This is a genomic window from Microcoleus sp. N9_A1, from assembly GCF_036701795.1.
Classification (GTDB): Bacteria; Cyanobacteriota; Cyanobacteriia; order Cyanobacteriales; family Microcoleaceae; genus Microcoleus.
The window spans coordinates 1-15,396 of sequence record NZ_JAUBRI010000104.1 but is presented as its reverse complement, the minus strand read 5'-3'; the positions used below and the strand labels follow the sequence as shown (position 1 = coordinate 15,396).

The window sequence follows — 15,396 nt, the reverse complement described above, 5'->3', positions numbered from 1 at the left end:
TGTTCGTAATTCATATTATCAAGCTAATTTTTTCTTTTATTTTACTAGAGCGCTCGCACTTTCGCAAGAGGTCTAATGACTAATGACTACACTACTTCTTTAAGATTAAATGCAGCTTCTGTGAGTTGTTGAGTACCGATTTTAACTTGAGTAATGCCGCTGACTGTTTGAGACGCGGATTCCTTCAGAGAACTCATGGCATCACCTACTTGCTGAATCGCTATCGCCTGCTCTTTAATATTAAAAGAAATTTGCTGGTTGCTAGCAAACACCAGATTGCAAGCTTCCCTCACACCTGTAAAAGCTTCTGCCGTATCTTGTGCTGTTTTCACCCCTGCTGCAACCGTTTTGCGACTATCTTCAGTTGCTTTTACCGTTGAGTCGATCGCGCCCTTAATTTCTGGAATAATACCATTAATCTTTTGTGCTGCTTGTTGGCTTTCATCTGCTAACTTACGAATTTCGCTTGCTACCACCGCAAAACCTTTACCGTACTCGCCGGCTCTGACTGCTTCAACAGCGGCGTTGAGAGCCAGCATATTAGTTTGGCTGGCTAAATCGCTAACCAAACTTGCGAGAGTCGATATATTGCCAATCTGACTCGTGCTGTCGTCTAGTCGATGATTTTGCTTAGAAATTGCCACCACAGCTTCTCTAAGATTCAGCATTTGATTGAGAGTTTGATCTACCTTTTTAGTACCTTCTTCGGCTAGATTTAAAGCTTGGCGAGCGGCAATGGCAACAGACTCAGCTTGCTCGGCTGTTTGCTGAGAAGATCTGCCCAAATTTTCTAGAGTTATAGTTGTTTGATTAACCGAGACAAATTGCCTATTTGCTATTTGCTCTTGCCTGTTCATATTAGATTCTATTTGCAGTGAAAATGAGGATATTTGGTAAATTAACCCACGAATCAGAGCAACAATTTTTTGCATAAAAAACCCGCCCAAGCCCAGCACCACAGCTAGGGTAACAATAACAATAAGCGCTGCTATTTGGTGAAGAGAATCAATAGAAGCAAAGAGCAATCTTTTGGGTGAAGTATCCACAATTACTAAAAATTTATTAGGATTTTCTTTGCTCGGTAAAACTGTATGGTAGCTAATCACTAGATCCCTATTTTCAAGATTTCCCTTACCACCTAATAGTATTTTAGCAACTATGTCTGGTGAATAATCATTTTTGATGTTTTCGTTAGTTTTTAGATCAAATCCCCAGGCTTTTTTAGGATTGGGATGAGCCAGATAATACCCATCTTGATTTAAGATAAAAGATTGGTCTGATAGTTCAGGATTAAAATTTTTAACCATATCGATCAGAGTGCTACCCAGAGCATTAATAATGACAAAGCCTTTTCTTTCTCCTTTGGGATTGAAAATTGGAGTTGCGTAGCGAATTGTTGGCTTGTAAGGAATTTCTATTCTCCCCCTTTCCTTATTCAGATTTAAGGAAGACACATAGACTTCTCCTGGTTTTAGCTTCATAGTTGCCGAAAAGTAATCTGTGTCTGCTTTATTTTGTAGTTGAGAATCTGGAATAACGTTGATATTTGTGCCGTCAGAATCTAAGCGCACGATCTCCTTACCTTTGTGATCTATGTAACGCAATTGCATATAATATGGCTTAGCTTCCATCATGGACAAAAATGTGACTTGCATTTGCTCAACCCACTCTTTATAAGTTGCATTAGTGTTTTTGTCTCCTCCATTTCCTTCTTGAGTTCTAATAATTCCCTTAATAGGGGGAGTTTTGCGGAGAAACAAAATATCTGCTCTCAGATTTTCAAACTTGTTAATCATTTGATTGGCGGTGGAATTAACACTGTCACTAAGAGTTATTAATGCTAACTTTTGCAGTGCTGCTGTGGAAGAAGAAATACCATACCAACCAACAAGAGATACTGGAATCAAGGTACTTAAGATTAGAAGCAGCAGCAGTCGGTGCTGCATTTTTTTGAGAAATTTGTTAATCATTGTTTACTGGGAATTGGTTACTGGTAACTTGTACGCTCGCGTAGAAGTATAGGGCATTGGGAACTTGTACGCTCGCGTAGCAGAAGTATAGGGCATTGGGAATAGGTAATAGGTAATAGGGAATTGGTAGTAAATAACAACTCATAACTCACAAATAATAACTCACAAATAACAACTAACTACACTGCTGATTTGAGATTAGGTTCTGATTGGCCCCAAAACAAGTTATTACTCCAGTTAATATCACTGGAATTGTACCGCGGCCGAGCGCCAAAGCAATTGCTTTAATTCTTAAGGATATATTTGGCTTTTTTGGGGAACTACTCATAATTCATTGATCTCCTACAAAACTGCTTTCAAATCTAAGGCCGCTTCATTCAGTTTTTGAGTACCGACTTTAGTTTGACTGATACCGCAAGCGGTTTGGGCTGCGGCTTGATTGAGGGAGTTCATAGCTTGCACTACCTGTTCGATCGCGATCAATTGCTGTTTGGCATTCAGCGAAATTTGCTGCGAACTCAAAACCACATTGTTAATGGCATTGGCAACTCCTGCAAATGCTGCTGCAGTTTCTGAGGCAATATTCACGCCAGATTCCACAGTTTTAGTCCCTTCGTCTGTCACCATTACCGTTGAGTTAATCGCCCTTTGAATATCAGCAACTAATAGATTAATTTGTGCTCCTGATTTTTTACTGCGATCGGCAAGTTTGCGAATTTCTGACGCCACCACGCCAAACCCCTTGCCGTGTTCTCCCGCCCGCACTGCTTCAACAGCAGCATTGAGTGCTAACATATTAGTTTGATTGGCCAAATCGCTAACAACAGTTGAGATATTACCAATGTGATCTGTTTGTTCGCTCAACTTTATAATTTGTCCTTGGATATCCTGAACTTTAGTTTTCAGACTTGCCATTGCTTCTAAAGTTTGTTCTACAGCTTTTGTGCCACCTCCCGCTAAATTCAAAGCTTGCATTGCTTGAACGACGGCGGTTTCGATCTGCTGTGATGTCGCCCTTGAAGATGCTCCCAATTCGTCCATTGTAGTAGTAGTTTGATTTACTGAAGCTGCTTGCTGACTTGCCATGCGTTCCTGTTCTTCCACGGTGGCTGCAATCTCAGTGGAAGAAGAGGCGATAGAACTAATTGCGCTCTCGATAGTTGCAACAATTCCTGACGAGATCAGCCAAGCCATACCCGTACCAAACAGCACTAACAGCACCGAACCAACCAGCAGCGTCGATACCAAAACGCTTAAAGCTTCCTTGGTCATTTTCGTTTTTTGATTAACCAGATTTAATTCTGTTTCCCGAAATTCCCGGTTCACTTTCAAAAATTCATTCACTACATTTTTGTATTTGCCTGTATTAAATACAGCGATGGCTGTCGCTGTCTGATTTTGCAGCACTAAGCGAACAATGTCTTCGTTACAACCCTCATAATATTGCTTGACTAGCTTTTGCATCCTCTGCAAACGAATTCTCTGTTCGGGATCTTTAACGGTCGGCGCTACATTATCCGCCGACTGCTGAGCCCACTCTGCACCTGTGTGAAAATCAGTTAAAAAATCATTATTTTTATTAATTAAATACCCACGTAGCCCCCGTACCATTTGCTCCGCACCTAGGGATATATTAGTTGTTTCTCCGAGTACGTGCTGTACCCTTTCTGTTTCTTGGAAAGTTTTCAACACCTGATGTGTAGTAGCGACAACTACTACGGGAAACCCTAAGTATATAGCGGCTGGCGCTAGATATCCGAGCAGCATCTTGTTTCTAATGTTTAAGTTGTTTATTTTAGAAAACATATTTTTCTCCTTAATTTAAGCAAGTGCATACACGAATTAGATTTTTTTGTCAAATAGCGCTTTAAAAGCCAATTTGGTATAACTAACTTCTTTAGTCCTGGACGCATTTCAAGATAATTCTCTCATGCTGAGTCCCGATCCTTACCAGTCCTGATCTGTACGTTGGATCGGGATTGCGAAGGAAATAAAGTATCAAGCCAGATGCTTCACTTGACTCATGATACATAGGCTTTGCGTAAGTCCTGTTCTTGATTTGATTCAAACCTCTTCATCAACAACTAATCCTCCTTTTGTCAGAAGTTTTTGCAAGTTCAGAATAGCCATCATTTTTTCCCCGTAAATAGCTGTCCCCCGTAGATATTCGCGGTTGGCAGAATGCAGTGCTGCCGGAACAGCCGCCATTTCCGACACATTTAAGTATATAATATCTAATATTTCGTCAACAACTATACCAGCGACTAAATCCGCCACTTCAACAACGATCGCCTTAGAGATATAATTTGCAGTCTCCAACATATTTAAAGACATATTTAAAACACTGCGAATATCAATTAGCGTCACAATTTCTCCCCGTAAATTCATATTTCCCACTATGCGATTGGGAGTGCAAGGAACCGGAGTTACTTGCTTAATATCAGTAAATTCGCGCACTAGATCCAAAGGAATACTAAAGTATTCACCATTCAAAACAAACACCGCCAAAGACATATTAATTGCAGCATCATTTTCCCCCTCGCCTTGCCGCCTCAAATTATTAGTCCGCGATTGAAAAATTGCTTTGTCTTCGGGGGTAGCCTGCGGGCAAAAAACGTGACTATTGCTCAAAACTGTAGGATTTTTGCCTAACAATTTTGCACTTATTTGCGAGTGTAAATTTTCCGTCTCTGCCTCACCCGCTGTTTCTTGATTACCTGCATTGCTTGGAGAAACAGGCCAGCTTTCTTCTGACTTTTCGGGAGAATATCGAATTAAGTGATCGAGATTCAGCAGCATGATAATATCGGCTTCGCAGCGGGCAAGTCCAGCTACAAAATGATGAGAGGGTTCAGAATTCTCTCGCCCGTAAGATAGCTGCGGAGTGATGGCATCTTCTGAGAGTTCCTTAACTTCGCGAACTTGATTGACAATTATACCGACTTTGGATTCTTGCCACTCGATGACGATCGTACTATCTGTCACAGCATACTCCTGCCAAGCGTATCCAAAACGGAGATTCAGATCCATCACGGGCAGAATTTCGCCCCGAAGGTCGATCGCCCCAACAATATCTTGAGGTACTTCTGCAATTGCTGTCAACTCCGGCAGAAAGAAAATTTCCCGAACGTAGCAGGCTTCTATACCGCAGAGAAAACCGTTATGTTCAAAGATAAGATACGGTTTAGTTTCCATATTTTAGTGTACAGTTTCTTTACTGTATAATTTTAACAATTTTTTTTTTAACATTCATCAGCACTTGACTAGCTGTCATTTTTTCCTGTGAATCTATGGGAGTGTTTGGTGGTAGTGCTTTCAGGATTTCGCAAGATGAATTGTACATTTTAAGAGCTCTTTTTACTTGACCTTCTTTATTGTATATATTCCCTAGTTCTATATAAGCTGAAACAAAAGAGGGACACATATAAATAGTCCTCTTTAATAATTTTTTTGCTGTTTCCAATTGCCCCTGTTCTTCAGCAATTTGAGCTTGTAAATAATCAGTATATACTGATCCAGGCTCTACTTTTCTGGCTCTATTACAGTATTCTATTGCCTGAGAATAATTGCCGGCATTTGCCTGAACTTTAGCGATTAAAAAATAAGCTTCAAAATTAGGTCCCTGCAAGTCTATGGCCTCTTGTGCCTTGTTAATTGCCTCAGCATAATATTGATTTTTAAATAATTTTTTAGCCTCTAATATTAGCATTTGAGGCGTATTATTTGGAGTAGTTTCTGCTATTATTTTTTGTGTAACTGACACGGCATTGTTCGGCAAGCCGTCCTCCAGATAGCGAGAGGGCAGCATCTTCCCCAGCGGATTACTTGTGTTTAATACGGGCGGTATCTCTGGAAAATTGCTGTTAGTAGTAAAACTAGGTGGCATCGTCTGCCCAGTTAGCAACTCACCACTATAATCGCCCATAGTATCTGCTTTGGGGAATTCCCGAAATGCCGAGTTGGCTTCCCCTACCGTCGCAACCCTAGACTCTATTTGAGAGCATTCCTCCATTACTGCATCCCGACGCTGATACACCAACGACTCGGGGAAAATCTTGGGTTGAAACTCGTTCATAATTTGACCGTAAACTTCAGCGTGACCGGTCATTAAATATCCTCCAGGTCTCAGGGTATTGGAAAATTTTTTCAGTACCAGTGAAATATATTTATGTTCAAAATAAACAAAAACGTTTCTACATAAAATTAAGTCGATGTTATAAATATTTTGGTAAATATTAGGAAACTCATCTGTGATTAAATTTACACAGCTAAAGTTGACACTTTCTCGCAATTTTTGATTAATTTCCCAATCATTTTGCCTCTGATGAAAATACTGCTTTTGTATCTGCGGTTCAACCAAGCGAAATGACCAATGACTGTAAACTCCCTGGGGCGCTTTTTTGATTACTTTTTCATTGATATCTGTACCTAAAATTAATATTTTCCATTGTTCCCAATCGGGAATCAATTGTTTTAAAACAATAGCTAAAGAATAAGGTTCTTCACCGGTGGAGCAGCCCGCACTCCAGATTCGCAGTGTCGGCTGCATTCCCAAGGTCTTGTGCAAGTTTCTTTTATGCTCTATCAATTCAGGAAAAATTACTTTTTTTAACAGACCAAACTGTCCTTTGTCTCGCATAAAATAACTTTCACTTGTTGTTAACAGCAATACTAATTCTGACCATTCATTTTTACTTTCCAAATTTTGGGCGGTTAAAAGTTTATAATATTTTTCGGGTTCTGAAATTTTTTTTTCTCTCATTCGAGTCATAATTTTATGAGACAAACCAGCTCGATCTTGGGATCTAATTCGCACTCCAATCTCAGTAGTAATTAAGTTGATAAATAGCTGAACTAGGGAATCATTCATGTCAACTCAGGTAGATTTGTTTAATAAGTTGGGAAGTGGCAACTTTTACTGAGCTGGTGCTGAGTTTGTGCTGAGCATAGCTGCTAGCCTGCGGCTCGTCCGTTCGCAAAGCCGTTCGCAAAGCCGAAGGGAAGTGCGTAGCTGAAATATTGGGAATTGGGGAACTTGTAAGCTCGTGTAGTCTAAGTATTGGTAATTGGAAATTGGGGAATTAAAAATTAGAAATTGGGAATTTAGCCGATCGCATTAACAAGAACAGTATCACACCACATCATATCAGAAACTTGCCAGCTACTCAAAAGAAAAAGGCAAAAGGTAAAAGACACAAGCCAGGAAAAAATTATCCCTTCTGCCTTCTACCTTCGGCCTTCACAGGCACTAATCTCCAACTTTAAGCTGGAAAAATCCGCAGGCGGCGATTGGGTTCTTCCCCAAAACTGTGGGATTTCAGGTGATAGTGTTCCACAAGTTCGTGCTGCATTTTGCGGACGTTAGGAGAACGGGGCAGGAGTTCGACCGGCTGTCCCTTGGGAATGACAATTTGCTCGACAGCCAAGCGGGTTTCTTCGAGAGCTTCGAGCTCGTCAGAAGTACCGCTGCGGGCGAATAAGGCGAGGTCTGCCACTTCCGGGGTGCCGGGGTCGTCCATGTCCAACAAGCGCCGCAAAGCTCTCGCTACGTGGGGAATAGTGCCGGCCTTAATTGTGTGCAGGGGAACTTGGCGAGTTTTGGCCAAGTGCCTTAATTTTGACTGGTTCCGCACGTTCGATCGCAAAGCCAAAACCACGTCAGCACTTTCAATATCCTTCGTCAGCAGCACCGGCAGGTTCAGCGTCGAAATCACCTGTTCGAGCTGGTGGCGAGCTATGCCGTAAGGATAAACGTGGAGGGGCAAATCTTCGCCGTTAGGGCCGACATTCTGGGAATAACGTCCCCGGTGCTGCGGTACTGGTTCCACGGACAGAGATTCTTCGAGGAGTTGCTCGAAATACCGAGTCTCAGGAGCCACCGGCGCGCTGTTAGCTGCTGCGAATTTTTCGCCTTGAGGGGGCATCGGCACCATTTTGCCGGCACTCCGCCACCCAGAAATCGGTGTGACTGGCCGCATTGCTGATACCGCAGCGGGGCCGCCCGAAGCTGGCATCCCTGGGAACCGCGCGGGGGGAGATACTGATTCGCGCTCGATAATTACTTCTCCACTGTCGCTGACGCTTCTGATTTGCTGGTTCGGTTCGCGTCCCCGCAGCAAACTGTCGATCGAATCTGCAACTCGCTCGTGGATTACCCAGCGCTGGCGTTCGAGCATTTCGACGGCAATTTCAAAAGTAGGCGGTGATTTGCGCTCCAAAACTGTCTTTTGAGAACCGCGTCGCCTTGCTTCGTCATCTCCTAGCGTCACCGCTTGGATTCCCCCAATTAAGTCTGCCAGAGTCGGGTTTTTCATCAAGTTTTCGAGCCGGTTCCCGTGGGCGGTACCGACCAATTGCACGCCCCTTTCCGCGATCGTCCGAGCCGCCAAAGCTTCGAGCTCCGTGCCGATTTCGTCAATCACGATCACTTCGGGCATATGGTTTTCCACTGCTTCGATCATGACTTGGTGCTGGAGTTCGGGACGGGAAACTTGCATTCTGCGAGCTCTGCCGATCGCTGGGTGGGGAATATCTCCATCTCCGGCGATTTCGTTGGAGGTGTCGATGATTACCACCCGTTTTTCCAAGTCATCGGCGAGGACGCGGGCAATTTCGCGCAGGGCCGTGGTTTTGCCAACACCGGGGCGACCTAGCATCAAAATTGACTGACCGGTTTCCACTAAATCGCGGATAATGCCGATCGTCCCGAACACAGCGCGGCCCACCCTCAATGTCAAGCCGATAATCTCGCCGCTGCGGTTGCGAAGGGCGCTAATTCGGTGCAGGGTTTGCTCGATACCGGCTCGATTGTCGCCGCCGAAATGGCCGACTCGCTCGATGCAATAGTGGAGGTCTGCTTTGGTAATCGGCGTTTGGGAAAGAGGTTCGGCCAAGGATGGAAAACGAGCTTCAGGTTGGCGGCCCAAATCCATGACAATCTCAATGAGATTGTTGCGCTGCGGGTGCTGCTCTAAGGGCTGCCGGATCTCATCTGGCACGATGTCTAATAATCTGTTGAGGTCGTCTGTAATCTGCATTCGCCTCGATGTGTTCGGTGACAGTTGACAGTTTTCAGTTGACAGTTGACCGCTTGACAGTTTTCAGTTTTCAGTTTTCAGTTTTCAGTTGACCGCTTGACAGTTGTCTGTTCATTGATTACGCATCGGTGCGTGGAAACCCGGTTTCTACGAGTTTTGCGTCGAAAAACGAGAAATATACTAAGAAACCGGGTTTCTGAGGGCGCAAGTGCGATCGCGAACTACAGTTGTTAGTTATCAGTTTTCAGTTTTTTTTTTGATTAACAACTGACAACTATCAACTGACAACTATCAACTAACAACTGACAACTGACAACTGACAACTGTCAACTGTCAACTGTCAACTGACTTTTGAGCTGGGAAACTAGAGAACGAGCTAAACTCACGGCCTCCGAGAGAAGTTCTGGGACGGCTTCGAGCTGAGGTAGCCGAGATGTTTGAACTCCGGCTGCTGGCCGCGCGAGTGCCACCGGAACGGCATAGGCTCGATCGGCCTGCATTGTTTCTAACTGTTCTAAAATTGGCGATAGCAAAACCCTGGCATAGCTGCCGTAAGCTACACCTGCAATGTATTGGACAGGGGGAACTGACAAATTTTTCCCGCCATCCAACAGCAGTCCCTCGGCTCTCAGCTTGCTGACAGTATGAGCATTAGTGCCGCCTGCAAGTTGCACGTATCCCGGCAACTGGGCAGCCAAAACTTTTTGACCGAGTTTGACTGCGGCTCTAGTAGTTCCTGTTCCGATATCTCCGCTCATCGGCCTACCGTCTGTTTGCCAAATTAGGGGACAAGGAAGGGGGGAAATTATTTGATAGAGTGTCCGCAAATAATCAATCAAACCGTCTCCATCGGGGCAACTAATTGCTATTACCTTGAGTTGAGCGACCCAAGGAGCTATGCTCGACCAAAGTCGCGCAAAATCTGCCTCTCTGCCTACTTGCGTGTGGATTTCTAGGGCGTCCGCACCGGATTGCAAGATTAAAGGTGCGATCGCGGCTGGAGCAGACACGTAAGAACGAGTATAAATCAGTTGGCTCGGACAAATCGGCAGACAGCGACCGCAGCCATAGCATTGCTGGTCTATCACCCCGGAAAAACCACTGCCAGCACTCTGAAAAACTATTGCTTCGGCTGGACATATTTTTTCGCACGGCCGCCAGCAGTCCGCCGGACAATCGGCTGGGTTGAATTCGGCTTTGCGAAAATGCGGGTCTTCCCCATCGTTTAAACTCACCATCAGCAACGGCAACCCTTTGCCGCCAAACCTGCGGTTTTGAGTTCTTGCCTGTAATTCGCTGGCCACTTGTAGGGCTTCTTTCGCTGCTGCGACGGCGGCGGGATCTGCCGCGACATCGATACAGTCAGCGCCTGCTAAGGTGTAAGCCAAGGTGAGATTCCGTACCGCAGGCAGGTGTTGAAAGCTCGCCCCACAGATCAGCTTGAACCAATGGCCACCTTTTAATGAGTTTAGAGGATGATAATGTTCTGTCACCCTTATATGTTAATCCTTTGAGCTAAAAATTACGAGGCAAAAATTTGTACTGAGTTTTCCGACTCAGCCAGATACAAGTATCAAAACGCTACCGATAGGAGTGGGACTTGGGGGATCAGCCCTAGATGTGGAGTATCGAGCATGACTTTTTTGGCAATCTAATTTTTTTAAGAGTTTTTGTTACGGGTACGCTTTTTAATTTTTGGCTGAGGTTTTAATTGCAGCCAGACTTATAATAATATCATTTGTTAGCGGTGGGTGCAAGATAAAAGCCGACTATTATTGCAGGATTGAGAGTTTTGGACTCTCTTAACTCGATTCGGAGCATCTAGCGCTAACCAAAGCACCTGCGCGTATTGAGCGCACTCAAACCAAGGCAGAATGAAAGTTAAATAGCCGATCGCTACTGCTGCTATGTCGGTATTTGGGGGCGCGATCGCACAGTGCAAGCAATATCCCCATAAAGCAAAACTAGCGATCGCACCCAGAATGCCTGTAGAAATAGCAGTATCTAAAACCCAATTGTGAGCTTTATAACTCGGTATTTTTTCAGTGCGAATCTGTCCGTTTGGGGCAATGTAATCATAAGAAAATTGACCTAAATTCACAATTTCAGGAACCTTATTGGGATTGGCGACGAAAGGATATGCGATGCCAAATCCGTTAAAACCCCAGCCAAAGAGAGGTCGTTTTTGAATCCCGCGCACAGCAAGTTCCCACAAAGGTGATCGGCTGGACATTACTTGTGCAACAGATACCCGATTCCAGTCCAGAGGTTAGCGTAAAAGTCATCGCACTAATTGCCACTAAGCCGATCGCAAGAGCGGGAATTAATTGTTTGTAATATTGCCGTCCCAACAAGTAAGATAGTGATATAATTAAAGATAAAATTGCTGTGCGAGTGTTGGTAAATAGCAAAGCGGGGAGAATCAGAAATAAAGCGAGAGTGGAAGTGCGATCGCTAATTAATTTCCGCTTCCAAGCTACGGCACAAATAACGGCTGTCAGAGCCAATACTATAGCTGCGTGACCCCGATGGGAGAAAAGTGCGATCGGCTGCTGTCCTCGAAAAATCGTACTAGCCAAAACATCATTTGCGATAAGCTGACCGGAAGTAGCAGTATAATCAATTTGCCAGTTGACAACTTGCCCAAAAACGCTAACAGCTACAACCGCACCTCCTATCAGCAAACCCCGCATTTGAGAGAGAAACAGTTCGGGATGAAGTTTTAGTAGCAACCTATTACTCAGCGAAAAAATAGCAATTAACAGCCAGTACAGCCAGCCGTCTCCCATTTGGTCTTGTCCCCAAAAAGAACGCTCCGGAAAAGAACTTTTTACGGTAGAAATCGCTCCCACAGTCAAAAAAAATCCCCACAAAATCAGGCAGACTTTCCACTGCCGGGAAAAAGTTAAAAGTTTCCTTTCTTCCCATAAAAATGATAAATTTGAAAGCACAATCAGCAGGACAACAAAAACTTTAGATTGCGTCCAAATTTCGCCGCGGCTGCCTCCCCAAGGGTTGATGAGAATGAGGCTGAAAGCATATAGCAGAGTGTAAAGATTTTTCATCGGAAAGATAGTTGTGTAATTGCAAGCTTTGTGTCATTGCCAGCGAATCGAAGCAATCGCAGAATCTTCTGTTCATTCGATAGTGATTCCTGTAGGGGCGGGTTCACCAACAATATCTGCTAATAATTGACAATCTCAAAAACCCGCCCCGGTCGGGATATTAGGCTCTATAAAATTTATTCAACCTGTCGCTTTTTCCGCAAAATATGGCGTATCCCAGCGAACCACAGCAGCATTCCATTAGCCGCCAAAATACTCCCAGGTTCCGGTACAGCTTCCGCATCAATGGGCTTGGGAATTTGCCGCATCTTGAAACTTCCTTCCCGTTCCTTAAAAGCTAATTGAATCGGAAATGCTGTTTCTGCTGTCTCACCAAATAATGAATCAATGCCAGTGATTCTAAAATTATCTACTGGATAACCCAATAAAGAAACAAAGTCTAATTTATCTCCCGGACTGAAATTACCGAGGATCGAATCTCCTACTGCAACAGTAAATTCCTGGTCATCGCCCGCAGGAAAATCGAGAATTTCAGTAAATAAAGTGTCTTCCTGAGATTGGAATTCAAAGCCGTAAGTAGTTGGAGGGTCAAACCAGCGGCAGCCGGGAACTTTGTTGAAGACTTGCCAGCCATTTTGGATAGAATTGGGAAGGATGGGGTTTTGCTGTGTCAGGCCGCGCATTTCTTTTCCGAAGCCGCCGCCACCGCTAGTTGCTACGCTAAAATCTGGCGATTCTTGTGGGTCGTAAACATCAACAAAAAGCTCGTAATTGCCTGTGTCTTGACCGCGAGCACCTCCACCAGCAGCACGGACATCGAAGTTGATATTGCCGCTACTGCCCACAGTACCAGTTAGTGCGGAGGCAAAGCCATTTCCTACAGGGCTACTGTCGTCGTCAAATCCTAGCTGAAAACCTGAGTCATTGTCAGTGCTTAAGAATGTGTTGGGGTTGCAGCGATTGGAGGGGAGGTCGTTGTTTGTCCAGGCTATATATTTTGAACCTGGAGTAAGGTCAGAAAGGTTAAAACGGTCTACTTCAAAACCGGAGGCGAGGCTGTCGGAAAACTTTTTAGAAGTTTTAGGAGGAATAAATATGCTTTTCCAGCCCCATGATATCCCATTATATATTGTCACTTGAGTTGGGTTATTAATGGGATCTTTGACCTCAGCAAGATAAAGTTCTGCACTCCAGTTTTTGTTGTTATAATAGATATCTGCTCGAGATGGAGTATCCACAAAAAGAATTCTTTGGTCGGGAAGCCTTCTCACCTGACCATAGGTGTCGTAAAAAGGGTTAAATGTTGGTTTTAGGGGGTCGATAAAACCTGGTTGAGTTTGCTCTAGTACCGTATCAATTTTATCGTCAGGAGTTCCCGGCGGTTGCTTGATAACTCCCTGTAGGGTAACGGTATAAGCATGATTGTTAACTACCCGTTGGATAAAATGGACGTTACTTCCTACTGGATCTAGACCGACACCAGGGTTATAAAGAACTTGTATTTCAGCCCCAACAGTTTCTTGGTCACTAAGAAAAATAAAGGGAGCATAAACCCCAATATCAAACCGGCGTTGCTGGATACAGGTATGAATTCAAGATTTCGCAATTGCTATAAACCCTCGGAGGGTGAGTTTTGTAACTTCAAGCGAAAAGGGAATTCATACCGTGAATCAGCAACGCCTATCAAACCTACCTGTTAAAGACCCTACAGGTTGCGCCTTGTTAAACGTCCAACCCTTTTGTGCCCAAACAGATGACGTTAGCAGGTTAAAAAAATCATTGGTGCCGCCTAGTGGAAGTTCTGAGACTGAGGTAGTAGAGACAGTCACAGTACCAACACCCGGCTCCGTATGAGATATTGATAAACAGTAAGGCGAGTTTGGAGAAGTGCATATCGGTTCTGGTGGTTGGGATGGCATTGTGAAAGAAAACGCGAAACTGGCTCGACCTGTGAGTAAAATTAGCAAGGGCGAACTTAATAAAATTATCCACTGTTGCGATAATTTCATTTTTGACAACTCCTGATTATGGGGTAGGAAATATCTGTCTCGGCTTGAAATCGAGTAAAAATTGGCTCTTAAGTTCTATTTAGATTCAGACTGGACGACGCGGAACTTCACAAAGGGTGTTACCATCTGACCCGTCCAAATCCCTTGTGTTAATTTGTATTCATATATCTGGGGTTCATCACAGAATAATACTGGTCTAAAATTGACGTATGTCAACCTAATTTGATAGTTACCAGACCCAATATCGAAAGTCCATCCGCCACCCAATCCATCATTGCCTCCGAAGAGAAGCTGATTGTTCTGCCAGAAAAGTTCCGCTTTCAAGAAAAAGGTTAGACTTTCTCGTGGTTGAACTAAGGGACAAGCCAGTTGCGGAGAGTTGAGAAGCATACCTCTACCCCCAGATCGCCGTAATAAATTACCATCAGCATCTACTATTGCTAGTGGAAATACCAGCAGGGGATCGAGTGGAGGAAAGCGAATGGGGTAAGGTGTGTCGTTTGTAATTTGAAAACCGATCCGAACAGGAGTAGTAGCATCTTGTTTTTCAGGTATGCGCCATACCCGGTCTGGTACTAAAATTTCCAACCGAATACCATTTCTTTCAACTGCATTGCTATCGATATTGCTATGTGTTGATTCAAAGGATGTCAATTCAGTTTCCCTCCCCTGTTCCGCATCAACAGCCCCAGCTAACACTCTGGGTACATGGCCGAGCGTGATTACACCAGAAGTGTCAGGTTGTTTTTTGGGGATGGTCAATACAGGCTCTGGCATTATGCTTTCAAATCGGATGCCATCAATTTCAGCGGATTTCAACTCAGTCACCCTCATTACTCCTATGTCAGAGGGCGCTGTCGATCCTGCGGACACATGGCTCAGTGCCATTACACCGGAAAGGATTAAAGCCAATAAAAATAAGCCCAAATGCTTCATCACATCAATCAGCTTTGCTTTCTTAAAGTGACTCATCAACCACTTGACTGTACATATTAGGACACATCCATTAATGTTTTAACCGTAAAAATACCGAACTTTTTTAGACCAATTTTCCCTACTACCAGCAGTAGAACGGCTCTCCCGGATGCTTGGTGTAAAAAGTAGCGATCGATACAATCTACCGCAGTTTTTTACCATCTTGCCCTAGAATCTGTAACGTTGTATTTAACTATTAGAAGCGCAACGAGGATGCCGTTTTATTCGTAATCTGAAGAGCGAGTTTTACAGGAGTTGCAGCATAAGTAGGTCGGCGCCAAAAAACCGAACTATGTTAAAATAAGTAAAGAAAGAGAAGACATTTACTGAGGTAACTCAA

Annotated in this window: 10 protein-coding genes; all 10 read right to left on the bottom strand. The window is 44.0% G+C overall.

The genetic code is table 11. From position 1 onward, the window contains the following. Nucleotides 1-86: 86 nt before the first annotated feature. The gene (locus QUA58_RS28790; protein WP_333256333.1) at nt 87-1,970 is read right to left on the bottom strand and encodes a methyl-accepting chemotaxis protein; all 1,884 of its coding nucleotides are present in this window, start codon (nt 1,968-1,970) and stop codon (nt 87-89) included. A gap of 342 nt (nt 1,971-2,312) precedes the next feature. Further along, nucleotides 2,313-3,776 carry a methyl-accepting chemotaxis protein gene (locus QUA58_RS28785; protein ID WP_333397519.1) on the bottom strand — a complete coding sequence of 488 codons (1,464 nt, stop codon included), beginning with the start codon at nt 3,774-3,776 and terminating at the stop codon, nt 2,313-2,315. Nucleotides 3,777-4,034: 258 nt separating this feature from the next. Further along, nucleotides 4,035-5,165: a chemotaxis protein CheW gene (locus QUA58_RS28780; RefSeq protein WP_333256328.1), complete on the bottom strand. Its 1,131-nt coding sequence runs from the start codon at nt 5,163-5,165 to the stop codon at nt 4,035-4,037. Nucleotides 5,166-5,184: 19 nt separating this feature from the next. Then, entirely contained in the window at nt 5,185-6,840 is a 1,656-nt protein-coding gene (locus QUA58_RS28775; protein WP_333256325.1) for a CheR family methyltransferase, read from the bottom strand. Nucleotides 6,841-7,231: 391 nt separating this feature from the next. Beyond that, nucleotides 7,232-9,007: a R3H domain-containing nucleic acid-binding protein gene (locus tag QUA58_RS28770; RefSeq protein WP_333397517.1), complete on the bottom strand. Its 1,776-nt coding sequence runs from the start codon at nt 9,005-9,007 to the stop codon at nt 7,232-7,234. 326 nt (nt 9,008-9,333) lie between these two features. Next, nucleotides 9,334-10,500, bottom strand: coding sequence for a circadian clock protein LdpA (gene ldpA, locus QUA58_RS28765; RefSeq protein ID WP_333397514.1), 1,167 nt, complete (start codon nt 10,498-10,500; stop codon nt 9,334-9,336). Between the two features lie 248 nt (nt 10,501-10,748). Then, nucleotides 10,749-11,207, bottom strand: a complete 459-nt coding sequence (locus QUA58_RS28760; protein ID WP_333397512.1) for a hypothetical protein — start codon at nt 11,205-11,207, stop codon at nt 10,749-10,751. Next, nucleotides 11,164-12,072, bottom strand: a complete 909-nt coding sequence (locus QUA58_RS28755) for a hypothetical protein (RefSeq protein WP_333397510.1) — start codon at nt 12,070-12,072, stop codon at nt 11,164-11,166. Before QUA58_RS28755 ends, QUA58_RS28760 begins: the two co-directional genes overlap by 44 nt. A gap of 176 nt (nt 12,073-12,248) precedes the next feature. Beyond that, a complete protein-coding gene (locus QUA58_RS28750) occupies nt 12,249-13,310 on the bottom strand; it encodes a hypothetical protein (protein ID WP_333256317.1) in 1,062 nt (353 codons plus the stop codon). Between the two features lie 846 nt (nt 13,311-14,156). Then, complete coding sequence (locus QUA58_RS28745) at nt 14,157-15,053, bottom strand: hypothetical protein (RefSeq protein WP_333397508.1); 897 nt, start codon at nt 15,051-15,053, stop codon at nt 14,157-14,159. Between the last annotated feature and the right edge of the window lie 343 nt (nt 15,054-15,396).

What these genes read in the sequence shown, in the direction of transcription:
- QUA58_RS28790 (WP_333256333.1), bottom strand. Translation starts at nt 1,970, where the DNA reads ATGATTAACAAATTTCTCAAAAAAATGCAGCACCGACTGCTGCTGCTT.
- QUA58_RS28785 (WP_333397519.1), bottom strand. Translation starts at nt 3,776, where the DNA reads ATGTTTTCTAAAATAAACAACTTAAACATTAGAAACAAGATGCTGCTC.
- QUA58_RS28780 (WP_333256328.1), bottom strand. Translation starts at nt 5,165, where the DNA reads ATGGAAACTAAACCGTATCTTATCTTTGAACATAACGGTTTTCTCTGC.
- QUA58_RS28775 (WP_333256325.1), bottom strand. Translation starts at nt 6,840, where the DNA reads ATGAATGATTCCCTAGTTCAGCTATTTATCAACTTAATTACTACTGAG.
- QUA58_RS28770 (WP_333397517.1), bottom strand. Translation starts at nt 9,007, where the DNA reads ATGCAGATTACAGACGACCTCAACAGATTATTAGACATCGTGCCAGAT.
- QUA58_RS28755 (WP_333397510.1), bottom strand. Translation starts at nt 12,072, where the DNA reads ATGAAAAATCTTTACACTCTGCTATATGCTTTCAGCCTCATTCTCATC.
- QUA58_RS28745 (WP_333397508.1), bottom strand. Translation starts at nt 15,053, where the DNA reads ATGAGTCACTTTAAGAAAGCAAAGCTGATTGATGTGATGAAGCATTTG.